At 47.0% G+C, this 25,734-nt stretch carries 14 protein-coding genes; 12 read left to right on the forward strand and 2 right to left on the reverse strand.

The genetic code is table 11. The features are described from left to right. Nucleotides 1-47 precede the first annotated feature (47 nt). The 7 genes from FG11_RS04550 (at nt 48) to FG11_RS04580 (ending at nt 15,949) form a co-directional block, all read left to right on the forward strand. Nucleotides 48-10,133 (forward strand): filamentous haemagglutinin family protein, encoded by a 10,086-nt coding sequence (locus tag FG11_RS04550; protein ID WP_047533415.1) that lies wholly within the window; start codon nt 48-50, stop codon nt 10,131-10,133. Between the two features lie 180 nt (nt 10,134-10,313). Next, nucleotides 10,314-12,014: a MotA/TolQ/ExbB proton channel family protein gene (locus tag FG11_RS04555; protein WP_052184932.1), complete on the forward strand. Its 1,701-nt coding sequence runs from the start codon at nt 10,314-10,316 to the stop codon at nt 12,012-12,014. 8 nt (nt 12,015-12,022) lie between these two features. Continuing rightward, nucleotides 12,023-12,433, forward strand: a complete 411-nt coding sequence (locus FG11_RS04560) for an ExbD/TolR family protein (RefSeq protein WP_047533417.1) — start codon at nt 12,023-12,025, stop codon at nt 12,431-12,433. Continuing rightward, nucleotides 12,433-12,837: an ExbD/TolR family protein gene (locus FG11_RS04565; protein ID WP_047533420.1), complete on the forward strand. Its 405-nt coding sequence runs from the start codon at nt 12,433-12,435 to the stop codon at nt 12,835-12,837. Before FG11_RS04560 ends, FG11_RS04565 begins: the two co-directional genes overlap by 1 nt. A 2-nt stretch (nt 12,838-12,839) precedes the next feature. Beyond that, nucleotides 12,840-13,541, forward strand: a complete 702-nt coding sequence (locus FG11_RS04570; RefSeq protein ID WP_052184933.1) for a TonB C-terminal domain-containing protein — start codon at nt 12,840-12,842, stop codon at nt 13,539-13,541. 52 nt (nt 13,542-13,593) lie between these two features. Continuing rightward, the gene (locus FG11_RS04575) at nt 13,594-15,192 is read left to right on the forward strand and encodes a putative porin (RefSeq protein ID WP_235276337.1); all 1,599 of its coding nucleotides are present in this window, start codon (nt 13,594-13,596) and stop codon (nt 15,190-15,192) included. Nucleotides 15,193-15,223: 31 nt separating this feature from the next. Beyond that, nucleotides 15,224-15,949, forward strand: coding sequence for a hypothetical protein (locus tag FG11_RS04580; RefSeq protein WP_235276338.1), 726 nt, complete (start codon nt 15,224-15,226; stop codon nt 15,947-15,949). Between the two features lie 73 nt (nt 15,950-16,022). On the opposite strand, the gene FG11_RS04585 is transcribed toward FG11_RS04580, so the two are convergent. After that, on the reverse strand, nt 16,023-16,256 hold the full coding sequence (locus tag FG11_RS04585; protein ID WP_025224241.1) for a hypothetical protein: 234 nt from the start codon (nt 16,254-16,256) through the stop codon (nt 16,023-16,025). A 234-nt stretch (nt 16,257-16,490) separates the two neighbouring features. Here FG11_RS04585 and FG11_RS04590 point away from each other — a divergent pair, with 234 nt between their 5' ends. The 5 genes from FG11_RS04590 (at nt 16,491) to FG11_RS04610 (ending at nt 24,694) form a co-directional block, all read left to right on the forward strand. Then, a complete protein-coding gene (locus FG11_RS04590) occupies nt 16,491-17,987 on the forward strand; it encodes a choice-of-anchor I family protein (protein WP_047533429.1) in 1,497 nt (498 codons plus the stop codon). Between the two features lie 145 nt (nt 17,988-18,132). Next, nucleotides 18,133-18,537, forward strand: a complete 405-nt coding sequence (locus FG11_RS04595) for a hypothetical protein (RefSeq protein WP_020181923.1) — start codon at nt 18,133-18,135, stop codon at nt 18,535-18,537. 83 nt (nt 18,538-18,620) lie between these two features. Then, nucleotides 18,621-19,901: a TolC family protein gene (locus FG11_RS04600; RefSeq protein ID WP_047533432.1), complete on the forward strand. Its 1,281-nt coding sequence runs from the start codon at nt 18,621-18,623 to the stop codon at nt 19,899-19,901. A gap of 3 nt (nt 19,902-19,904) precedes the next feature. Next, the gene (locus FG11_RS04605; RefSeq protein WP_047533435.1) at nt 19,905-21,515 is read left to right on the forward strand and encodes an efflux RND transporter periplasmic adaptor subunit; all 1,611 of its coding nucleotides are present in this window, start codon (nt 19,905-19,907) and stop codon (nt 21,513-21,515) included. Between the two features lie 47 nt (nt 21,516-21,562). Further along, on the forward strand, nt 21,563-24,694 hold the full coding sequence (locus FG11_RS04610) for an efflux RND transporter permease subunit (protein WP_047533438.1): 3,132 nt from the start codon (nt 21,563-21,565) through the stop codon (nt 24,692-24,694). On the opposite strand, the gene FG11_RS04615 is transcribed toward FG11_RS04610, so the two are convergent. Beyond that, nucleotides 24,687-25,637, reverse strand: coding sequence for a GGDEF domain-containing protein (locus FG11_RS04615; protein ID WP_052184934.1), 951 nt, complete (start codon nt 25,635-25,637; stop codon nt 24,687-24,689). The genes FG11_RS04610 and FG11_RS04615 overlap by 8 nt on opposite strands. Between the last annotated feature and the right edge of the window lie 97 nt (nt 25,638-25,734).

Genomic DNA, 25,734 nt, shown 5'->3' on the forward strand with positions numbered 1-25,734 from the left:
TTAACGTAAATCCATATTGGCACGGCAGCAAAGAAAAGGAAAATACAATGAATCAAGGCATATATAAACTAGTGTACAGCCGTGTGCTTCACATGATGGTGCCTGTCTCTGAGGCTGCCAAAGGACATGTGAGCAAGAGTGGTCGCCGTATCCGCAAACAAGTTGCACAGGCGCTGCAATATACCTTGATGCTGAGCTTTACGATGGTGGGGAATGCGTGGGCAGAGACGGTATTGTTGAATGGAAATGTAGTTATTCAAAGCCTTAATAACGCAGAGTTGGCGAGTCATAGTGCGACTAATGTCACTTTTAGAAATCTTGCTAATGCTGCGACTGGTGACTTTGCTAAACTAAATATACAGCGTGGCCAAAGTTTGGATGTGTTGATGAATGCAGGCCAGAGTTTTTTAGCGCGCATTCATGATGTTGACCCAAGTATTTTAAATGGCAGTATTAATGCCGCGGGAAGCCTATATTTTATTAATGCTAACGGCATTATTATTGGTAAAGATGCGCAATTTAACGTGGGCTCGCTATACGCTGGCACACTCAATATCACGGATGAGATGTTTCAATCCGGCTTTGTGAACGACCAAACCTTTACCAAAGCCTTTGAGCTTGTGGGTACATTGGACTTAACTGACGCAGCGCGCGCCAAGGTGGAAAACGCACAAGTGTTAGTGCAAGGCGGTGCCCAAATCACCACGGCTAACAATGGCAAGGTGATGCTGTTTGCGCCCAATGTCAAAGTGGAAAAAGAAGGTGTGGTCACGGATATCAATGGTGTTGTACAAAAAGACGCCAACGGCAACGCCATCATGCGCGAGACATTAATCCGCACACCAGAAGGCCAAACTATTTTGGCCGCCGGTAAAAAGATTTACTTAAAAGGCGCCACAGATCCGGCGGGATTTTTGGTGGAAGTGGATGCCGGCGGTTCTGCCGTCAACTTAGGTAAGATTGTGGCAGAGCGTGGCAATATCACCATGATGGGCTTAGCCGTGAACCAAGGCGGCACCTTGACTGCCACCACATCGGTACGTGCCAATGGCTCGATTAAATTGATTGCGCAGGACCGTGCAACTGAAACCGGTGTGAGTGTCGTAGGGGCGCGTAATGGTAGTGTGACGCTCGCTAAAGGCAGCGTCACTGAAGTGAAGCCGGATTATGCGGATAAAGAAGAAACGATCGTATCGCAGCCATTTAAAACCTCGGATGTGACGATTGAGGCCAGCTTAATTAATATTGATGGCAAAGTCAGCGTGAAGGGCGGCAATGTGACCGCTAAGTCTGAGTTTGATGCTTCTAGCGCCCTTAAATTTGATAGCAATGGCAATGTGGATTTAAGCTTAGATCCAACCATTGCAAAAGCTGGTGTGAATAAGCGCCGTATCTATTTGGGTGAAAATGCCAGCATTGATGTTTCCGGTGTAGATGCTATTGCACCGATGTCACGTAATCAGCTGACAATTCAGTTGTTTTCAGACCAACTAAAAGACAATCCGATTCTGCGTAATAGCGGCTTGTTTAAACAAACCGTATATGTAGATGCGCGTAAAGGCACCGACCTATTGGATATTCAGCCATTCTTGGATTTGGTTGGGGCAACAGTAGCAGAGAAAATGACCAATGCCGGTACGGTGACACTCTCAACCAATCAAGACTTAATTATTAGTAAAGGTGCCGTGATTGATGTATCTGGCGGTTCTACAACATATACAGCCGGCACAGTAAAAGAATCTCAGTTGCTATATAACGGCAAGCTGGTGCCAATTTCTGAAGCCAAAACTGGTGTGGCTTATGACCAAGTGGCGGACAGCCAAAAAATTGTGGATGAAAAGTGGGGGACGGTAAAGACCTACACACTTGGGGGTGCCACGCAACAGGTGAATACCTATTTTGAAGGTGCAAATGCCGGTACGGTGAATTTGACTACGCCCGTTGAAGCTGAAAACACCCAAAATCTAGTCTTGGCAGGGCAACTGATTGCCAATACTAAAGTGAGCAAAGAGCAACTGCTCGCACATGAGGTGCCAAAGCAGGGTAGGCTGCTGGCCAGTGCAAACAAATTGACCATTGATAAACAGGCCAAGGCTTTGCCAAGTGAGTTTAACTTTAATCAGGCGCTAGCAGACAGTGCCAATTATCAGTCGGTAATTAGCAGTGACTTTTTAGCCAATGGGTTTAATGATGTTGATTTGTCCAAGGTGACGCAGTTAACGGTCAATACACAACTGAATATCAATCCACATGGTCAACTCATATTGGGCAATAGCGGCGTTGGTACCATCACCAATATCAACGCGAGCATTTACGCACCTAACTCAGATATTTTGTTGCAATCATTGCGTACCAATATTGCTGATAATGTCACGCTCAGCACTGCGGGGATATTTACTAATGACCGGCCGGTGATTGCTGGCGCACAAACGCGAGAAGTAGCCGCTGATGGTGGCAACATTACCGCTGGTTTACTGTCGCTTGGCAAGAACGTTACTTTAGATGCTTCAGCAGGCGCGTGGGTAGACAGTGCTGGCACCTTGCATACCGGGGAAGCAGGCGATATCAGTTTTAAATCTAACCAAAATATCGACAGTAGCATTCGCTTGCAGTCTTACGGGTTTGACCATGGCGGTCGCTTAGCCATTAACTTTATTAATGTAGATGCGCAGGATGGGGAGCTAGCTGCTACCTTAAACATAGCCAATAATTTGAGTGGCGACTTTACTGTCAATAATGGTTTTTTCAGTCAAGGTGGCTTTTCCGAATACGCATTGTCCGCACACCAAGTGAATATTGGCGCGGCGGGCGGCACGGCGCAGCAAGTGTATGGCGTTGCGCAAAATTGGCAGATTAATGCCGGTTACCTCAATCAATCAGGTGGTCAGGCTATCTCAGCCATGGCTAAACCTGTCGTGCAGGCCGATTATTTACGTGAGGCAGTTTCTCTGGACTTTACTGCCAATCGTGTAGGCAACGATTTAGGTACTTTAACGCTGGCAGAAAACACCACACTGCGTACGGATAGAGGCGGTAGCGTATCGCTAAGTGCTGGCAAGCAAGTCAATGTGTTGGGCGATATTACAACACCAAGCGGCCACATCAATATTCGTATTAACGATAAAGACATAGAACTGCCGAATGATGCTACGCAAGCTGTGTATATTGGCGAGAATGCTTACTTAAGTGCTGCTGGCAGCACAGTCACGCTGCCGGGTTCACGCGATAAGTTGCTAAAAACACAGGTGTTTGATGCCGGTACGATTGATATTAATAAGCCTGAGGATAGTTCAGACCCGAGAAAAGGCGCGACGATTATCAAACAAGGTGCGGTGCTGGATGTGTCTGGCGCTTCTGTGGTGAACGATACCCAGACCACCAAAGGCTATGTCAGAGAAACCTTGTACGGAGATGCTGGCACCATTTCACTCAACGGTACTGGTGCGTTATTGGTAGATGGTGATTTTAAAGCGAGCGCGAGTGGTACTGGCCGCGATGGCACATTGAATATGGTGTATAACGCTAGGCTAACCAATGATTTTTCACCAGTTGTGTCTGGAACTGAAACCGTGGTGCTGACCAATGACAAACAGTTATCTGCGGCAGGGTTTAGCATGGGCGATGCCATTAAAGATGGCAGTGGTATTAGCGCGCCTTATGTTAAAGCGCAGTTGTCAGCTGACCAGATTGAGCAAGGCGGTTTTGCTAATGTAACTGTCAAATCATTTCTCAATACGCCTAATGCCAATGACAAGATTGAGTTGGCGAATGGGTTCTCGCTCAATATCGCCGGGAATCTCACGCTGGAAACCCCTATATTACATGTGCAGAATGATGGGATTGCCAACATCAATGCCGGGCATATTACTTTTAAAAGCCCTACTTTATTTTTAGATCCAAGTAGTGTGGTGGCGGGCAATGGCCAACTGACCACGCAATCTAAACAAGTGTATGTTGACGGGTTAATGGGCGTTTCTGGTACGCAGCAATTGGCCATTAATACAGACTTGGATATTCATGGACAGGGTACTAGAACCTATGTGCAGGATGGTGCTGAGGCGACAGAATCAGGCTTAACCGCTAATGGTGAAATCACACTGACCGCGCGTCAGATTTACCCAGACTCCGGTGCAAAACTGAAGTTTGAAGCATTGGGCACTGCAAGTAAAGTCACCGTGAATAGCAATGGCAAAGCCGCTACGCCAGTGCTTTCCGCAGGGGGTGAGCTCACACTGAAAGCCGCAGATGTGGTGCAAAACGGCGTGTTGACTGCGCCGTTTGGTCGCATTAACTTGGTGGGCAGTAACTCTGTTACCCTCACCAGCAATAGTAAAACCAGTATTTCCGGTAGCGGGCAGAATATTCCGTTTGGGATTACGACTACCGGCGGTGAAGTATTTAACCCTAGTGGCGGTGCCACAAGGCCATTGGTAGAAAAAACCATTGATATCGATGGTAAAAATGTAGATTTGCAACAAGGCGCAGTATTGGATTTATCTGCCGGTGGCGATATGTTTGCCTATGAATGGGTGCCTGGTATTGGTGGTAGCAAAGATATCCTAGCGCAGCCCAATACCTATGCGGTGATCCCTACCTTGAAAGGTGAGTTTGCACCTACAGATTTAACTTACGCAGGCAGCTCTGCAGGGGTGGGTGTCGGTCAATCGGTATATCTAAGTGGTGTGCCTGGCTTGCCGCCTGGTATGTACACTTTGTTGCCTGCGCGCTACGCACTAGTACCGGGCGCCTATGTGGTACAAACCCAATCTACCAATGTATTACCGGGCACTGCGGTCAAACAGCAAGATGGTAGCACCTTGACTGCAGGTTATTTTGGGGATGTCAGCACTGGTGCACGTGATGCTAACTGGTCTACATTTAAAGTACTAGATGGTGCTATTTTCAGGCCAGCTACAGGCGCGGTGTCACAATCACCATCGCAATATATCCTGACTAGCGCCAATACCTTCTTTAATAATCCACTCAAAACGAATGGTGCGGAAGTGAATACACCTCTGGATGTGGGTAAGCTCAGTTTAAGCGCAAGCCAATTAGCATTAAATGCGCACGTCATTGCCAATACGCAAGTAGGCGGTAATGGCTTAGAGGTCGATATCAGCTCAGGCAAGATTCGTGTAGTAGATGCGCAAGACAACAGTAACGATGGTAGTTTGCAACTCACCGCCGCCAGCTTGAATGCACTGAATGCAGAAAGCGTGTTATTAGGCGGTAAACGTCAATTGGTGAAAGGCGTGACGGACATCACGACCGTGGCGGATAGCGTGGTCATCGAAAATACCAGCGCACAAGTGTTACGCACCACAGAGTTTATCGCAACAGCGAACCAGCAGGTGGTGGTGAATGCTAATGCAGTGATTAATACTGGCGCGGCAGCAGCCAAGCCCGGCGAAAAAGTCATCACTAGTAATGGTCAAGGCGCGGTGTTAGCGCTGTCATCCAAAAACAATATCACTTATAGCCGTAATGGTGGCTCTGCCAGCGCGACGCAAGGCGAGTTGATTGTGCATGAAGGTAGCCAGCTCATCGCAGGTAATTCAGCAGTATTGGATGCGACCAATAATGTAAGCTTAAAAGGGGATGTGAAGTTAAGTGATGGCGGTAAGGTAACATTAGGCGCTAAACGTATATTGATTGGTGATGCACCGCAAGGCACAGCAGGATTAAATGTTACCGCTGCGTCTTTGGCAGCATTGGGCCAGCTTAAAGCACTGACACTGAACAGTTACAGCAATATAGATACGTTTGGTGCAGTAAATGTGGGCAATAACAACTTAGACTTAACCTTTAATGCTGCTGGCATCGTCGGGCACTTAGCTGCGGGTGAAAGTGGTGCACCAAGTAGCAATGTTGCCAGCGTGATTACGGCCAACACTTTTACGCTGAAAAATAACCAAGATGCTGTGTTGATTGGCACTGCGGACAACTCAGGCAGAGCGCTGAATATCAACGCGAACACAGTACGATTTGAAGGTGAGCAATCGCCGGTCATGACGAATGGTCAATTAGCCACGACGGATCAGACCACAGTGCAAGGGTATAGCCAGTTGAATATCAACGCTGGCGAAGTACGTACGGCGGCTACTGGACAAACTAATCTGAACGTTGCGCAGACCAATATCAACGCAGGGCGCATCACCAGTGAAACTGGTGGAAAATACACACTGAAAGCCAGCGATACGTTAAATACGCAACAAAATACAACCGTGAACTTGGGCGCAAACACGCAGTTTGGTGGGCAACTGACCATTGCGGCTGATCGCCTGAATGTCGCGAGCAACATCGAGTCATTATCTGGTCAGGTTACATTGCAGTCTAACCAAGATTTAACCTTGGCCTCGGGTGCAAGTATATCTGCAAACTCACAAACCATAGGCTATTACACCACTACCCAGCATTTGAATGCAGGTAAGGTGACTTTGAGTTCTGCTAACGGCAATGTGAATGTAGACACAGGCGCAGCGGTGAGTGTGACCAGTACCGGCGATGCGAAGGCCGGTATGGTGCAAGCCAATGCCATGCAAGGTACGCTTAACTTAAATGGTACGCTTAACGGTAAGGCCAATGGCACTGGGCTAGGTGGCCAGTTGGATGTAGACGTGAAGACATTGGCGAGCCTGACGGCGACAGACCAAAAAGCGACAGGCTTTAGCGAATCAAGGCATTACCGTGCGCGCACTGGTGATGTGGCGATTACCGGTACAGGTGACCAAGCCTTGACCGCGCGTGATATTAGCGTGTCGGCAGATGCAGGCAATATCCGTGTGAGTGGCGATATTGTTGCCACAGCCCCAAAAAATAGTCGTGTAGGCTTATATGCCAATCAAAACCTTACCTTAGAAAGCACCGCCAATATTCAGGCCAATAGCACTAAGTCTGGAGAAGCAGGCGGTAAGGTGGAGTTGTTTACCCAACAGGGTACGCTAGCACTCGAGAATGGCTCCAAGATTAACGTAGCAGGCGGTACTGGCGGTGCCGGTGGCGATGTGCATTTACGTGCGCCAAGAACAGGCGCAGGTGCTGGTAATGACGTTGCTGTGAGCGCTTTAGCAACGGCGATTAATGGTGCAAAATCCACGGTGCTAGAAGCATTTAAAGTATTTACTGGCGTGACTACGGTGACTACAGGTAATAGCACAGGTGCAACGCTTGGGTTTAATACTGTAGCCAATGACGTGACGGATTTTATGGCCAACAAAGGTAATATTGTGGCGAGCTTAGGCAAGAGTGGTGACGATAGCTTCCATCTACGTGCAGGTACTGAAATTCAATCAAGCGGCAATTTAACTGTGGTCAGTGATTGGAATTTGTATAGCGAAACCCGTGCCGGTAATGAGCCCGGCGTATTGACCTTACGCGCGGCTGATAATTTGATGTTGAACGGCAGCATTAGCGATGGCTTTACCACGGCGCTACCTACAGGCCTGATTGGCAGTGGTGATGCATGGGCGTATCGTTTGGTGGCCGGTGCTGATTTTAACGCGGCAAGTCCTCTGAGTACCATCGCATCGGCAAAAGCAAGCGATGGTAGTTCGCTGACTGGCAATATAACCCTAGCCAATAACAAACTGATTAGAACCGGTACGGGCGATATTGATATTGCAACCGGTGGCGATGTCATCATGCGTAATGCCTCATCTGCTATTTATACGGTAGGTACACAAGCGCAAGCATTGGATGGTTTTGATGCGCCTACAGCTGGGAACCCACTCTATTTAACCAATGGCGGCGATATACGTGTCACTGCTCAAGGCAATATTGTGGGTGCTGAACCAGCAAGTGGCCGTCAGTTAATCAACCAATGGTTGTTTAGACAGGGCGGTGGCAACAGTAATTTAGATACCACATGGTGGGTGCGCCCAGATCTGTTCAAACAAAGCCTAGCCACGCTTGGCGGCGGCGATATTGAATTGCGAGCTGGTGGTGATATTTCCAACTTCTCTGCTTCTGCGCCAACCACTGCGCGCTTTGATAATTTTGGTACAACGGGTGACCTTGCGACCAATGTACAACGTATCGATGGTGGTGGCGATGTTACCGTGGTAGCAGGTAACAACATTAACGGCGGTGTATATTTTGTTGCAAAAGGGGATGGTGACATCAATGCTGGTGGCGCTATTCAACCGCAAGAGGGCACCTTTGGTACCGTATTGGCATTGCAAGATGGTCAATGGAATGTCAACGCCGGGGGCAATGTGCATATCGATGCGATTATCAACCCGACACTGGTGGCACAATCTACCACTAACGCACCCGTGCTAGATGCCACTGGCAGAAATAGCTACTTTAATACCTATGCACCACAGGCAAGCGTACATTTAGCGAGTGTGGTGGGCGATGTCAATCTAGCGGTACAAAATGCGATATTGACGCAAACAACTGGCCTAGATAATAGCATCACCAACAGTCTGTTATATGCACCAGCAAACATCAGCATGGCTGCATATCAGGGTGATGTCAACGTGGGCGACGTTACTTTGATGCCAGCTGCATCTGGCAATTTGAATGTGTTTGCTGCGCAAAATGTTGGGCTTGGCAATGTCAGCATGTCTGATGCGGACCCTAATATCTTGGCAGGTATCAACACGCCGAGCTCAAGGTTTAAAGGGTTTACCAATACCATCTTTAGCCAACTACTCACCCATAGTCCTAGTTTACTGCATGGTGCAGATACACAGGCTTCGTATATCGTGGCTAAAGAAGGCGATATCTTTGCTAATGTGGCCAACGCAATTGTCAGTTTGCCCAAAGCCACCAAACTAGTTGCGGGCAATGATATTACTGGGCTTAATATTGCATTACAAAATAACCGCACGACCGACATTAGCGTGATTAAAGCGGGTAATGATGTGAACACGCAAAACATTACGGTGGCAGGCCCTGGTGAGTTGTTGGTACAGGCAGGGCGCAATATTGATTTGATCTACCCTAATGTGACGACTATCACTACAACGGGTAACTCTGGTAGTACCAATCCGATTTTTAACAATACGTTTGCATCGCGTGCCAATACTGCGCTGCCAAATGAAGGCGCCTCTATTACTTTGCAAGCAGGTTTGGGGCAGGGCGCTGCGGTACAGGCTTATATTAACCAATATGTATTGCCAACAGGCACTGGCCCTGTAACTTTGGCCGAAGACGCCAAACGCTTGGCCGAATATCGTAAAGCCACTGCGCAAGCAGTCACGGATTTTATGCGTAAACGTAATGGTGACAACACGCTGAGTGATGACGAGGCATTGGCACAATTTAGCGCGCTGGATGTAGAAGCAAAGACGATATTTGCTAATCGCCACCTCACTTCTGAATTGATTGGTTCCGCCAAAGACTTTGCCAAAGCAGGTAACCATGCACGTGGTGAAAATGCGATTGCCAGCTTGTTTCCAACGCTCAGTCAAGGTGATATCTTATTGTTTAACAGCAAAGTATCGACCAACAGTGGCGGTAGCATCGATCTGATTGCGCCGGGCGGCCTGATTAACGTCGGTGTGCCGGGTCGAGGCGGTGACATTGGCATCATCACGGAAAAGGGTGGGGAGATTCGCGCGATTGCTGATGGTGATTTCCAAGTCAATCAATCTAAAGTCATTACACAGTTCGGCAGTGATATCGCTATCTGGTCTACGCACGGCACGATCGATGCGGGTCGTGGTTCCAAAACAGCGACTTCTGTGCCAGAACGTATTGTGCAAACCGATGCTTTTGGTAACACCATTATTGAAGTACGTGGCGTAGCTGCCGGTAGTGGTATCCGCGCGCAGAGTTATGATCCGGATGGTCCGAATGGCCCGAAAGTAGAGCCGAAAAAAGGGACTGTCTATCTAACAGCGCCAACCATCGATGCAGGTGAGGCCGGGATTGAAGCAGGTGACCTTTTTGCAGTTACTCAAAACTTCCTCAATGCGATTAATGTGCAGATACAGGGCACGTCATCTGGCGTCCCAATTGCCGCAACTTCTAGCATTGCTGGTGTTGGGGCAGGCTTATCGCCAGATGCAGTCAACTCTGCTACACAATCTGTAGTGAATAGCGTAGCCCAGTCTGCAAATAACAGTTTTGTGAAACCTACATTACCGTCCATTATTTCTGTCGATGTGATTGGTTTTGGTAATTAATAAATAACATTAAATTATATTAATAAATTACTGATTTATAATAAAAATATAGCCTGTATCTTTATCAATAGGTACAGGCTTTTTTTATAGGTAATTTGTGCAAGGACTAGTCCTTTTTTAATCAAACTGACACATTACATTCATACAATGCCTGCAAGTCTAATTTTATAAGTACATGGCATGTTCACCACAATTTTTGCATTTACCACACAACGTTTTACCAAGATTTTTGTTGCTGCGTTACTCACCATTCATGCTGGGCTTTCACACGCAGAGTGGAATGCAGACTGGCCTGTACGTAACAAAGTTAGCATTAACCCGCAGGCGTTGGGGGTAAGTGAGCCAGCTGTTGCTTTGATGCGCTTACATTCTGGTAACTTTGACTTTACCAGTGTCAATGTGGATGGCTCGGATATTCGCCTGATTGCGGCGGATGATAAAACAGAGCTCAAATTTTATATTGAAAAATTTGATGCAGTGAATGAGTTGGCAACCATTTGGGTGCAATTGCCCACCATTGCCGCCGGTGAGAAAGATGCACATATCTGGGTATATTCCGGCAACGAAAATGCAACTACCGCCAGTAACGAAAAAGCACTGGTAGCAGCCAGTACCACAGGCCTGTTCCATTTTGCCGAAAATGGCTTGTTAAAAGACAGTAGCGCAAACAATTTGACCACAACTGGCGCAATCACTGCACAAAAAGCAGGGTTGATTGGTGAGTCTGCCGTATTTAATGGCGCTGCGCTCAGCATTGCCGCGAACCCAGCCATCACCTATGCCAACGGCTTTACCTGGTCCGCTTGGATTAAACCTGCCAGCCTGCCGCAAACCGCAAGCTTATTTGCGCAAGCCGATGGCGCAACATTGACCATTGATGCACAAACGCTGCAATTAAACATTGGCGATGCCTTGATTTCTGGAGGCGAGCTCAAAGCCACCACTTGGCAGCATGTTGCATTCACCATTAACAACGGTGCGGCCACGTTATATGTAAACGGTGCAGAAGTGGCTACAGGCGCAGCACCTGTACTTACCCCAGCCGCTGCGATTAGCATTGGTGAAGCATATCTCGGTGAGATGGATGAGATGCAATTGGTCAATACCGCGAGCAAAGCGCACATTCAACTCGCTGCAAGCAGCCAAGGTGTGGATAGCAAAATATTCGCAGTCGCTGCCGGAGAAGGGGGTGAAGGCGAAGAAGAGGGTGAAGCGAACTATATCGGCATCTTGATTGGCAGTTTGACGCTCGATGCCAAGATCGTGATTGCTATTTTGGCGGTGATGTTTGCTATCAGTGCGTGGGTCATGTGGACGAAAGCGCAACTGGTGGCCAAAACCGATAAAGACAATAAAAAGTTTTTAGCGCGCTTTCAAAAAGCCAGTGGCAAAGAATTGCTAGAGTTAGACAAAGGTGCTCACTTCCCCAACTCCAATCTATTTGGCTTGTACCAAGCTGGCTTACGTGAAATTAAAAAGCGTGAACATGATGGTCAACTATCCCTCAGCGGCGCCTCTATGGACGCCATTAAAGCAGCGATTGACGCAGACTTGGTACGCGAAACACAACGCCAAAATGCCGGCATGGTGTTGCTGACGATTGCGATTTCTGGCGGGCCATTTTTAGGCCTATTAGGTACGGTAGTGGGTGTGATGATTACGTTTGCCGCGATTGCAGCAGCCGGGGATGTGAACGTAAACGCGATTGCGCCGGGTATTGCAGCAGCGTTGTTAGCGACTGTGGCTGGCTTGGGCGTGGCGATTCCAGCTTTATTTGGTTACAACTACTTAGCCAGCCGCATTAAGAACATCACCATTGCCATGCAAATTTTCGTCGATGAGTTTGTGACACGTACCGCAGAGCTGTTCGGTAAAGAATAGGGCAGGCTATGTCAGAAGGCGTCAAAGAAGAGAACCAGCTGTATGACGAAATCAATATCACGCCGATGCTGGATTTGGCCTATGTGTTACTGGTGATTTTTATCATCATGACCACGGCATCAGTACAAGGCGTGAAAGTTGAAACGCCACAAACGGTGAACTCTGCTGCGTTGGCAAAACCGCAAATGCGGGCCATTACCATTACCAGCGATGGCGCAGTGTATTTAGATGCGTACCCAGTGGATATGGCGACCTTAGAGCAACGCTTGGCAGAGTACAAAAGTGGCAATCCGGAATTGCCAGTGGTGCTAAAAGGCGATGCTGCCGCCCATTATGAAAAGGTCTCAGAAGTGCTAGAGATTTGTAAAAAGTTGAATATTACTGAAGTCGGATTAGTGACGAAAAAGGTGGCTGAATAATGCAGGTTCAAAACGACGCTCAACCTTACGACACCATCAACATCACGCCGATGCTGGATTTGGCCTATGTATTGCTGGTGATCTTTATTTTGATGACCACGGCCGGTGTGCAAGGGCTGACGATGAACCTGCCCAAACCGTCTAACAAACCAAGCACCGAGAAGCACGACGTGAAAATTGTTCAGGTGCAGCAAGGTGGCTCCGTCACCATCAACGGTGCAGGTGTGAGCATGGCGGAATTGGAAAGCCAGCTTAATAGCGCTAAAGCCGCAGACCCTAAATTTAACGTGATGATTAAAGGCGATGCCAAAGCGCCTTATGCAGGCGTAGTCAGCGTGATTGATTTGGTGAACAGACTAGAAATAGAAAACGTGGGTTTGGTCACCGGACGTATTGGAACTTAAGGATGCAAGTGACTCACGATCCGATGATTGATGGCGAAGACGCAAATACCATGCAATTGTGGTTGAAGCGTATTGCCATTTGGCTACTCGCGCTATTGGTGCTGGGTGCCATTGGCTACGGCATTAGCAAATTGATGTCTGGTGGGGCAACACACAAAAAACAAGTGACCACCATTAAGTTATTACCAGATACGCCGCCACCGCCACCGCCGCCACCGCCAAAGGAGCCGCCAAAAGAACAGCCTAAGGAGCAACCCAAAGAAGCGCCTAAAGCCCCTGAGCCTAAGCCAGCAGAAACGCCACCGGCTGAAAACCTGAAGATGGAAGGTGCGGCAGGTGATGGCCCTAGCCCGTTTGCTGCAGGGGCGGTGAGCAATGACTATAAAGGTGGCGATGTGAAAACCATCGGCTCGGATGGTGGTGCCAAATTCAATTGGTATGCGGGTTTGGTCAAATCGCAAATTGAAAATGCGCTGGAAAAAGATAAGAACATCACCCAAGGGCAGTACAAATTAGTGGTGAATGTGTGGATTAAATCTAACGGTGATGTAGAGAGACTGGACTTGGTGCAATCCGATGCCAAAGATGACGTAGAGCAAGCTGTGAAGGCAGCGTTGAACAGCATGCCACGCATACGAGAAGCACCACCAGAAGGTATGCCGCAGCCCATTAAGTTACGTATTTCTGCAAGAAAGCTTGGCTAACAAGCAGTAAATGAATAGATGAGAGAACAATAGAATGATTAAACACTTGCCGATGAAAAAGATATCCCTTGCGATTTCCATCATGATGGGCTTAGGCATGACTGCGACACAAGTCCAAGCGGATGAACGTGAATCACTGGAGCAGTTAAAAGCCACCACGACCAACTTGATTGATCTGTTAGTCAAAGAAGGCGTATTGCCTAAAGACAAAGCAGATGCTTTGGTGAAAAAAGCGACAGAAGATGCCGCCAGACAAGTAAAACAGCAACAGGCGTTGGATGCGCTTGTAGCAAAACCAAACGAAACGGCTGTTGTGGATGAGAAATCGGTACGCGTGCAATATGTGCCAGAGCACGTGAAAAAAGAAATGCGCGCCGAAATTGAAAAAGAAGTAATGACCAAACTCAACTATAAAGCAGGTGAGCGCTTGGGCTTGCCTGGCTGGCTGGACCGTATTGAGTTTTACGGCGATATTCGTTTACGTGCACAAGAGGATAGCTTTGCTTCTGATAACGCAGACATCGCTCGTTTAAACGATCCAGAGCAGGATATGAATCTTAAAAATTCCACAGTAGATAGAGACCGCTTGCGTGTACGTGCTCGTTTGGGTGCAGATATCAAAGTGAATGACTGGCTCACGGGTGGCTTGCAGTTTGTAACAGGCTTGCAAACAACACCCGTCACGCCTAACCAGACCGAAGGGATTGCACAAGGTAAATATATTTTTGGTTTAGACCGCGCATTTTTAAAAGCCACACCAAGACCTTGGTTGATGGTAGAGGGTGGGCGCTTTGCTAACCCGTTTCTGTACACAGATATTATGTTTGACCCCGATTTGGCGTTTGATGGCGTGGCGGCAACATTTTCGCCTAAATTGACTGACTCATTCACCTCGTTCACGACAGTTGGCGCCTTTCCTATTGAAGAAGTCGAATCGTCTGAAGACAATAAGGCAAAAGACAAATGGTTGTACTCATTGCAAACTGGGCTGAAATGGCAAGCACCGAATAAATCTACGGTGAAGTTGGCAGTGGCTTACCATGATTACAAAAATGTAGAAGGACAGTCTAATTCGGTTGGTTTAAATGACTACAGCGGCACTGCACCTGCCTTCAGACAGCGTGGCAATAGTACTTTTGATATCAATGCGGCGAACCTTCCAGGCCAAGCATCCATTATTGGTCTGGCCTCCAAGTTTGAGCAAATCAATATTATCGGTCAAATCGATTTTCTCAATTTTGACCCGGTACATGTCACCCTCACTGGCGATTACATCAAGAATATTGGTTTTGATAAAAACGAGATCCTGAGAAGAACAGGTAATCTCTATAAAGAGGAAACTGATGCATACCAAGTAAAAATGGATGTAGGCACCAAAACGTTTAGCGGGCTACGCTCTGAGGCGATTGAAAAAGATGATTGGCAAGTATCGTTGGCCTATAAACGCATAGAAGCCGACGCTGTATTAGATGGCTTAAACGACTCCAACTTTAGGTTAGGCGGCAGCGATGCTAAAGGTTGGGCTTTAGTGGGTAATTATGCGATTGATAAAAATACATGGGTAGGCGCACGCTACTTATCTGCTGATACGGTAAGCGGCTTGGATTATTCGGTCGATGTATTTTTATTGGATTTAAATGCCAAGTTCTAATATGCCCAGTTCTAACATGCACAGTACTAATATGACAAATTTTCATGCAGATAGTGATAGGAGAGACGATATGCGTATCTATTCCAAGTTAATTGCACTGATCATCATTCCATTTTTATTTGGCCTGTTTGCCGACCCAAGCTTTGCTGCGGAAAAGAAAGATAAAGCTGCGCGCAAGGCTGCATTAATGATGCAGAAAATGAAACAAGACATGGAAGCTGAAAAAGCAACGCTACAGGCACAGTTTGCAACAGAAAAGAAAACGCTGGAAGACCAACTCAAAGCAGAAACAGAAGCCAAAGATCTGGCACAAAAAAAACTCAGTACGGCTGAATCTAAAGTGCGCAGCCTAGGTGCAGAACTCACAAAAGCAAACACTGAAAAAACAGCACTAGACACACAGCTGACGCAGACAAAAGCCGATTTGGAAACGACACAAAACAATTTGGCTGAGTTAAAAACACAGCACCAAAAAGCACTGGGCGATTTGGCGTTTAATGATGGTCAGCGTAAAACTTTATCCACCAACTTGGCGGAGACCACCAAATCACTCAATACCTGTGAAGATAAAAACGGCAAGCTCTATACCTACGGCAAAGAGCTAGTGCAGATTTATGATAATCCTAGCTTGTATGAATCGGTGATGCGTAAAGAAAAGTTTTTTCAACTAAAACGCGTGGAGCTGGAAAATATTTTGCAGAGTCAGCAAGATAAATTGGACGAAGCGCGGTACGTGCACGTCACTAAGCCATACTGAGTGGGTATGAAGGTTGGCTATATCGATAGTTTATCTAAATAGCCAACCAGTAATTAATCACGCAGTAAGCGCGTTATTTCTTTTTAGATGATTTTGTTAACATTTGCGCACGCTTTTCACGCCATTCTTTCAATTCTTCGTCTTCAATTTCCAGTTGGATGGCGAGTGCCTCTTGTAACGTTAGCTTTTGGTCTTCAGCACGGCGATAGAGCTTGCCGCGCATTCTGTACTGCAGCTTGTCAATTTCATCGTCTGAGAGATCTTGTGCTTTTGCTAGGTATTCATCTTTGGCGGTTTTAATTTTCACTTGATATCCTTAAGTCAACGCATACGGGCGTAGGCCGTGCCTGCGCAGATTATAAAACGGATGTAATAGCTGCTATGTTAAATATTTATGAAATAAATGATACACCTCAGTGTAAAGCATAGTCTGCATAGACTATATTTTATAGGTACGCCGTCATCACTGCGTCACGCCATTTTCATACGCTAGTTAGGTTTTAATTTGTATCATCAAAACTACTATTTAGAGGGAAGAGCAATGAAAAAAAGTATGATTACTGCGCTGGTCGCTGCGCTATTTTTGCCACATATGGCAATGGCCGATAGCCCATTTACCAGCATCACGAAAGCGTGGACATACAGCCATGCCAACACTGGCGTTACATCAGAGATCAGCGCTTACGACAGTATCAGCAACACCATTTGGGTGGCGGGTGTGGTCGGTGTAGATGTCTTGAATATGAGTAACGGTAGCTTGGTGCAACATATCGACACTACCAGTTTTGGCTCTATTAATAGTATTGCCATCAATAATGGCGTGGCTGCGTTTGCCATCGAATCTAGCACTAAAACCAACCCTGGTATTGTTCAACTTTACAATACAACTACGCGCGCCCTGACGAGCGGCACCAATACCATTACGGTAGGTGCACTGCCAGACATGCTGACATTTACTGCAGATGGCTCTAAATTGCTAGTAGCTAACGAGGGTACGCCAAGTACTTATGGCGCAAGAATCGGCAGCACAATCCCACGCGTGTTTGGCGCGGCAGCGGTAGACCCAGCGGGCAGTGTCAGTGTGATTGATATGAATACGCGTACTGTAGCGGCAACCGCAGGTTTGAATGGCGTAGCGCAATCTGGTAGCTATATCCGTACCAATACTGGTATGGATTTTGAGCCTGAATACATTGCTGTGAATGCTGCAGGCACTAAAGCCTATGTGACACTACAAGAGGCGAATGCGATTGGCGTGTTAAATTTGAACACCAATCAATTTGATCAAGTGATTGGTTTAGGCGTTAAAGATTTTAGTTTGCCAGGTAACACGATCGACCCATCCAACAATGGTACCGTCAATTTTGTGTCTGCCAATGTAAAAGGCTTTTACATGCCGGATGGTATTGCAGCCTATCAAGCCAATGGTCAAGATTACTTGGTCATGGCGAATGAAGGCGATTTCCGTGAGGATGATGGTGACCGTTCTGCAGCTAGTTCAGTAGGTGCAACAGGCGACCTCACCAATCTGCGCGTGACCAATACAGATTCATCTGTTGGTAACTTATTTGCAGCAGGTGCAAGATCGTTCTCTATTCGTGATGCCAACGGCAATATCGTATTTGATAGTGGTGACTTTTTAGACAAAAAAGCGGCCGAATTAGGCATTTACGATGATGCAAGAAGCCGCGACAAAGGCGTGGAGCCAGAAGGCGTGGAGTTATTTACCATCAATGGCAGAACGATTGCTGCGATTGGTTTAGAGCGCACACTAAAATCAGCAGTAGCGTTGTATGACGTGACGGATCCAACCCAAGCCAGCTTTATTGACATGATTGTGACCGATGGTGACTTAGCACCAGAAGGCATTGAAGCGTTTACATTCAATGGCTTGACTTACTTGAGCGTGACTAATGAGACATCTAACACTACTTCGCTATATAACCTTACTGCTGTGCCAGAACCTGAGACTTATGCCATGTTACTTGCTGGCTTAGGGTTAATGGGTGTGAGCGCACGTCGCAAAGCAAACAAATAAACTGTATTGATGCTGTTAAAAAAGCCTCGTATTTGCGAGGCTTTTTAATTGTTGAAATGCAGCTTGTGCCAGTGGTTGAAAGTAATCAGCCATCTTGGAGTAAAGATAGATTGTCATTGCAATCAAAGTTTGTTAGATTAGGCTCATGGCTTTAAATAACACTAGATGGGTTACGTTAGCGGTTGCTATTTGCTTTGCAATTTTGCAAGCATTGCAACCGTTTATTCACGCGCATCTAGATACTGAGCACCCCATTCAACACACTGGTTTTCATGTGGGCGATGAGCACGAAGAAGCTTATAGTGTGGAGCATTCAGCAGACCATGCCGTATCAAATATTCCGCATGCTACGCACACAATTTCAGTTGCTTCTGGCATTAAGCAAGATGTTGATGTTAAGTTGCTTATTAATATCCTTGCTGTGGTATTCAGTGTTTGCTTTTTACTCAAGTTACAAGCCACTCAAAAACTCAACCCCGCACTTTTATCAAACCCCAAAGAGTCTCTCAAGCGACGGCTGCCTGCCGCACGCGCTCCACCCCAACGCTAAATTCAATTCGTTGATAGCTACTCATTTCTAAGTCATTACTTAGATGGAAGTTATCGGATTTGTATTAGATTTGGGAGAGCATCTTGCTATTCACACTGAAATATTTTATTAAGCCAGTCAGCACAGCGCTTTTGATGATGGCCTTTACCAGCCATTTGGCAAACAGCGCCGAGCATGTAGAACCAGCTTATCCATTAACGCTAGCAGCGGCAATAGACTTAGCGATGCGCGCTAATCCTAGCATTGCAGTTGCAAAGCGTGAGCTTGAAGCGATTGAAGGCGTGAGAACGCAAGCTGCGGTTCGGCCTAACCCTACCATTTCTACTTCGATGCAAGACACCCGTAGCGACACCCGCCAAATCTATCTGCAACTCAATCAAGAAATTGAAATGGGAAATAAGCGTGAAGCCAGAATAGAGGCTGCGGATGCTTTCTACCAAAAAGCACTAGCGGCGCTTGAAAGTAGAAAAGCAGAGGTACATGCCAATATAACCAATGCATTTTATGAGGTGTTAGCAGCGCAGGAACGATTAAAGCTAAGCAAGTCCTCTCTGGATATTGCAAATCTAGCATTGGATGCGGCTGCCAAACGCGTGAAAGCAGGTAAAAGCGCACCGGTCGAAGAGACCAAATCCAAGATAGCTGAAGTTGGCGCCAAGATAGAGTTTAATCAAGCCACCAGCCAACTCAACAGCGCACGCAAGCGCTTAAGTGCCTTATGGGGCAATCCATTGCCGGTGTTTGAGCGTGCGCAAGGCAATGTTGAGGAAATTCCGCCTGTTGCGACTTCCGCAGAGCTATCCGCCTTGTTAGAAAATGCACCAGCCATTAGCCTAGCCAAGCTAGAGATAAGCACGCGCGATGGAATGACCAAGATTGAGCGTAGCAAAGCCACGCCCAATATCACACTTAGCGCCGGTGTCATCAATAACCAAGAGCTAGGTGGGCTGAATCAAGCATTGCTTGGGTTAACCGTGCCCATACCGTTGTTTGACCGCAATCAAGGCAATCTGCAAGAGGCGGTCAGCCGCCAGTATAAGGCGCAAGATGAACTCGTTGCATTAAGAGCACAGTTGGAAGCCAACCTTGCAACCCATTATGAGCGGCTAAGCGCATCAAGACAAAGTGCGGAATCGTTACGTAGCGAAATACTGCCTAGTGCTCAAAGTGCATTTGATGCGGCAAGTAAGGGGTTTAGTGCGGGTAAGTTTAGTTTTTTAGATGTGCTAGATGCCCAGCGCACCTTATTTCAAGCCAAATCTCAATATATTCAGGCCTTGTTAGATGCACATCAAGCTGTTGCTGAAATCGAACGTATTTTAGGTAATCGGGTGATAAATCCAACCCAACGGACACAGGAGTAACACATGCGATTCATACACAAAAACAAACAAATCGTAGCCATTTTTGCGGTGATTGCCATTGGCGTGATATTGGCAATATGGATACTAAGCACTGAAAAACCTAAAGCTATGGATGAAGAGCATGGGCATACAAATGAAAGCATGTCTTCAGCGCCGGATACCAGACCCCAACATGGTGCGCCGGGACACAACCATGAAAAAGACCATTTACCTTTGCCTACAAGTGATAGCGTGCCACACGATGCGCATGAACATCAGGCACAACCGCATGAAATATTAAAGGGGCCACATGGCGGCAAACTCTTTACGCAAGCCGGGTATGGCTTGGAAGTGACTATTTTTGAACAAAACGTACCGCCAGAATTCAGGATATATGCCTATCAAGATGGTCAAGCAATCGCGCCGGAAGCCTCTACCGTCAGCATTGAATTGGACCGATTGGGACGTAAGCCAGAAGTGTTTAAGTTTGAGAAAGAGAATGACTACCTCAAAAGTAATGCGGTGGTTGAAGAGCCACATTCTTTTAAGGTCAATATCACTGCGCAATACAACAACCAACACTATCAGTTTGCTTACGATCAAGTGGAGGCAAGAGTGCAAGTGAGTGATAAGCAACTTACGTTGAATAGTATCGAGGTGCTGACAGCAGGGCCTGCAAGCATTAAGTCTGTATTAAATTTACTGGGTGAAATCAAGCGCAATGCAGACAAAAGCGTACAAGTAGTATCACGCGCCAGCGGTATTGTGGAATCGGTCAATGTGAACGCTGGCGACAACGTGCATAAAGGCCAAGTGCTGGCCAGCGTATCTAGCCAAGCCGTTGCAGATATGCGTAGTGATTTATTTGCAGCACAAAAACGGATGGAGTTAGCGCGTACAACCTACATCAGAGAGAAGCAACTTTGGGAGGAAAAAGTCTCTGCTCAGCAAGATTATCTGCAAGCGCAGAATGACTTGCATGAGGCAGAAATTACTGTGCAACGCTTACAGCAAAGGCTGGTAGCCATAGGCGCGAGTGCCAGCAGCAAAGGACTCACACGCTATGATATCCGCTCCCCAATTGATGGTGTGGTGACCAATAAGCAAATCAGCCAAGGTCAAGTAGTCAGTGAGACAGATAGCCTTTATGAGATTTCAGACCTATCTACCGTGTGGGCCGAGATGGTGATTTATGCCAAAGACATCAACACGGTAAAGGTCGGCCAAACCGTTACCATTAAAGCAACCGCCTTTGCAGCAGAAACTACTGGCGTGATTGCTTACGTCAGCGCTTTGGTTGGCGAGCAGTCTCGTACCGCGATGGCGCGTGTGGTGTTAAATAATGCTGGCCGTATTTGGCTGCCAGGGTTGCCAGTCAATGTCGTACTTGTTTCCGATGAAGTAAAGGTGCCGCTGGCCGTATCTGTAGAGGGCATACAAACGTTGCGAGATTGGTCTGTGGTGTTTGGCCGTTATGGTGAATATTTTGAAGCCAGACCTCTGGTGCTCGGTCGGCGAGATGATAAGTACGTTGAGGTGTTGGAGGGTATTCAAGCGGGCGATAAGTATGCGGCAGGTAACAGTTTTTTGATTAAAGCAGATATTGGTAAGGCAGGGGCTAGTCATGATCATTAAATTAGCCACCTTGACGCAAGAAACTATCCAATCGAAGGAGTGCTGCTATGTTTGAAAAGCTGATTCGTTTTGCCATTGATCAGCGTTGGCTCATCATGCTGATTGCATTGGCTATCGCCATAGTGGGTTTCTTTAGTTACAAAGCGCTGCCTATTGATGCTGTCCCCGACATTACTAATATTCAAGTGCAAATAAACACCGCAGCCCCAGGCTATGCACCGCTGGAGGCTGAGCAAAGAGTGACCTACCCAATTGAGACAGCAATGGCTGGGTTGCCTAGATTAGAACAAACGCGTTCAGTTTCACGCTTTGGCTTATCGCAAGTCACCGTTGTGTTTGAAGAGGGTACGGATATCTACTTTGCACGCCAACTCGTCAACGAGCGGATACAACAGGCGAAAGAGAAATTGCCCGCTGGTATTTTGCCTGTAATGGGGCCCACGTCGACTGGCCTTGGTGAAATATTTATGTGGACGGTTGAAGCGAAAGAGGGTGCTTTAAAAGCAGATGGCACACCGTATACGCCTATGGATTTACGTGAAATTCAAGACTGGATTATTAAGCCGCAATTGCGCAATGTGCCCGGCGTCAATGAAATCAATACGGTCGGCGGTTTCGTCAAGCAATACCAAGTGGCACCTTACACAGACCGTTTAATGGCCAGAGGGTTGACACTGAATCACTTGGTGGCGGCACTGGAAAATAACAATGCCAATATTGGCGCAGGGTATATCGAAAAATCAGGTGAGCAGTACTTGATTCGTGTGCCCGGCCAAGTCAGCAGTTTAGAAGACATTGGTAACATTGTGGTGGATACGCAAGCAGGTGTTCCGGTACGTATCCAAGATGTGGCTGACGTGGTGATTGGAAGTGAGTTACGCAATGGCGCTGCCACTGAAAATGGCCAAGAAGTAGTGTTAGGTACGGTGTTTATGCTCACAGGGGAAAACAGCCGCAAAGTATCTGCCGCGGTAGAAGTCAGACTCACGCAAATCAACCAAACCTTACCCATGGGGATTGTTGCAAAAACAGTTTATGACCGCACGACCTTGATCGATAAAGCGATTAATACCGTCAAAACCAACCTATTGGAAGGCGCGTTATTGGTGATTGTGGTGCTGTTTATTTTTCTAGGTAATATGCGTGCAGCCGTGATTACCATGCTCGTCATCCCACTGGCCATGCTCTTTACATTCACTGGTATGGCGGCAGGCAAGGTCAGTGCAAACTTGATGAGTTTAGGCGCATTGGACTTCGGCATTATCATCGATGGTGCGGTGGTGATTGTGGAAAACTGCATGCGACGGCTTGCGCATGCGCAAACCAGTTTAGGCCGCCCACTGACAAAGCAAGAGCGCTTTGCCGAGGTATTTACTGCTGCGCAAGAAGCCAGAAAACCATTGGTGTACGGCCAGCTGATTATTATGGCCGTGTACTTGCCCATCTTTGCACTGACGGGCATAGAGGGCAAGATGTTCCATCCGATGGCATTTACGGTCGTCATTGCATTGATTGGTGCGATGCTGCTTTCAGTGACGTTTATCCCGGCAGCCGTTGCCATTTTTATCACGGGTAAAGTCGAAGAAAAAGAGCAGGTGCTGATTCGCTGGTCTAAAAAACGTTACTTAACGTTGTTGACATGGGCAATGGTCAATAAGGCCTTGGTGCTGACAATCGCTGTGGTATCCGTGCTATTAAGTGGCTTGTTAGCCAGCCGCATGGGCAGCGAGTTTATCCCCAGTTTAAATGAAGGCGATATTGCGTTACATGCACTGCGTATCCCGGGCACCAGCCTGACACAAGCTGTTGAAATGCAAAAAGAACTGGAGCACACGATTAAAGGCTTCCCGCAAGTGGATCGCATATTTGCCAAATTAGGTACTGCAGAAATCGCCACTGACCCAATGCCACCGAGCGTTGCAGATAACTTTATTATGCTCAAGCCCACATCAGAATGGCCTGACCCTAGCTTGACCAAAAGCGCGCTGATTGCACAAATGCAAGAAGCTGTGCAACAGGTGCCTGGCAATAACTATGAGTTTACGCAACCCATTCAAATGCGTTTTAATGAGCTGATATCAGGTGTGCGTAGCGATGTAGCCGTCAAAGTGTATGGCGATGATATGCAAGTGATGCATGCGACAGCGGAAGAAATTTCCAAAGTGTTATCTAGCATTCAAGGTGGTGAAGATGTCAAAGTGGAGCAGACAACGGGCCTGCCAATGCTTACCGTGAAAATTGACCGCCAAAAGATTGCAAGGTTGGGGGTCAATATTGCGGACGTACAAGATGCCATCTCTATTGCAATGAATGGTCGCGAAGCCGGCACCCTATTTCAGGGGGATAGGCGATTTGAAATTGTGGTTCGCCTACCAGAAGAGGCTAGGGCGGATATAGAAGCGTTCAAACGGCTACCGATTAACATCAACGGCAAAACGGAGACACCTGTTTACTTGCAGCTTGGCGAGGTAGCCAGTATTGACATTGCGCCTGGTGCAAACCAATTTAGTCGCGAAAATGGAAAACGTAATGTGGTGATTACCGCCAATGTGCGTGACCGCGACATTGGCTCTTACGTGGCAGAGGCACAGCAACGTGTGCAGCAGGAAATAAAAATCCCCACGGGATATTGGATGCACTGGGGCGGGACTTTTGAGCAATTGCAGTCTGCAAGCCAGCGCTTGCAAGTGGTAGTGCCGTTGGCATTGTTATTGGTATTTGTATTGCTTTATGCCATGTTTAATAACTTTAGAGATGGCCTGATTGTATTTACCGGCATTCCATTTGCGCTTACAGGTGGTGTGCTTATGCTGTGGTTAAGAGATATTCCCCTATCCATTTCTGCCGGCGTTGGTTTTATTGCCTTATCTGGCGTGGCGGTGCTGAATGGCTTAGTCATGATCAGTTTTATTCGCCAGTTATTGGCAGAAGGGAAATCACTAGACACGGCCATCGAGGAGGGTAGCTTGAGTCGTTTAAGGCCTATTTTAATTACGGCGCTGGTAGCGTCGCTCGGCTTTATCCCAATGGCGATTGCGACTGGCACGGGTGCCGAAGTGCAAAGGCCGCTGGCAACTGTCGTCATAGGCGGTATATGGTCTTCCACATTACTGACGCTGTTAGTGCTACCTTTACTTTATCGATTGGTTTACCACCGAAGTAAACTTAATTTTAGCTAGGCTGGGGAGTGAGCGCTGTGATGGCTGGAAATATTTGGTTTCTCCCTAAAGTTTTGGCCTGGTACAAGCGCATATCAGATTCATGCCATAGCTTTTCAAAGTTTTGTGCTACTTCAGTGGAACTGGCTATACCAATGGAAACTGTCAGTGCAATCGGGGTGTCGTGTAACAACCTAAAGGAATATTCCTGAACTGCTAGCCTTAATCGTTCGGCAATCGCTAGCGCAGCTTCTAAATCTGTTTCTGGTAATAGCACCGCAAACTCCTCACCACCGATACGCCCAACCAAATCATGCTCACGTAATATGTATTGCATTACTTGGCTTAATTGTTTTAATACGTTATCGCCTGATAGGTGTCCGTATTGGTCATTCACCGCTTTAAAATGGTCTATGTCTAGCATAAACAGTGATAGCGGATATTGATAACGCTTAGCACGTGCTAATTCCAAATGGGCTTGCTTCATCAAAAAACGTCGATTAGCCAGCCCGGTCAGATCATCATGGTTGGCTTGCTGTGATAGCTTGTCGATTAAATCAAGACGATCTGTCACATCACGCGCAATACCAACAAACTCAATTAATTCACCCTGTGCGTTAGTTAAGCCTTTTCCCGTCCATTCCAAACGGCGTATACCTCGCGCAGTATTCTCTCGATGTGTAAAGTTGACCGCATAAGGGGGAGTGAATAATTGATTAAAAAACACATCAACCATGGCTCGATCATCTTCTACTACATCCTCTGAGTAGTGCCGCCCTAGCAAGTTGTTAGCTTCAATGCCATATAGCGCACAAAATGCAGGGTTTACATAGGTGTAATGGCCGCTTAAACTCACTTTGATAATGAGGTCTAAGCTATTTTCGACCATGCAACGAAAATCATGTGCTTGCTGATGGGGGTTGGGGGGTGCAGAGGAGGCTGTTGCTGTTTGATGATTTTCCATCTAGGGTAGATCCATATTTCTTCATGTTGTTGGTAAATATCGGCAAGCTTAGCCTATATCTTAAGCCCAACTCATGGTATCAAACTTGTATGTGTAG

The organism is Methylotenera sp. N17, assembly GCF_000799155.1.
Taxonomy (GTDB): Bacteria; Pseudomonadota; Gammaproteobacteria; order Burkholderiales; family Methylophilaceae; genus Methylophilus.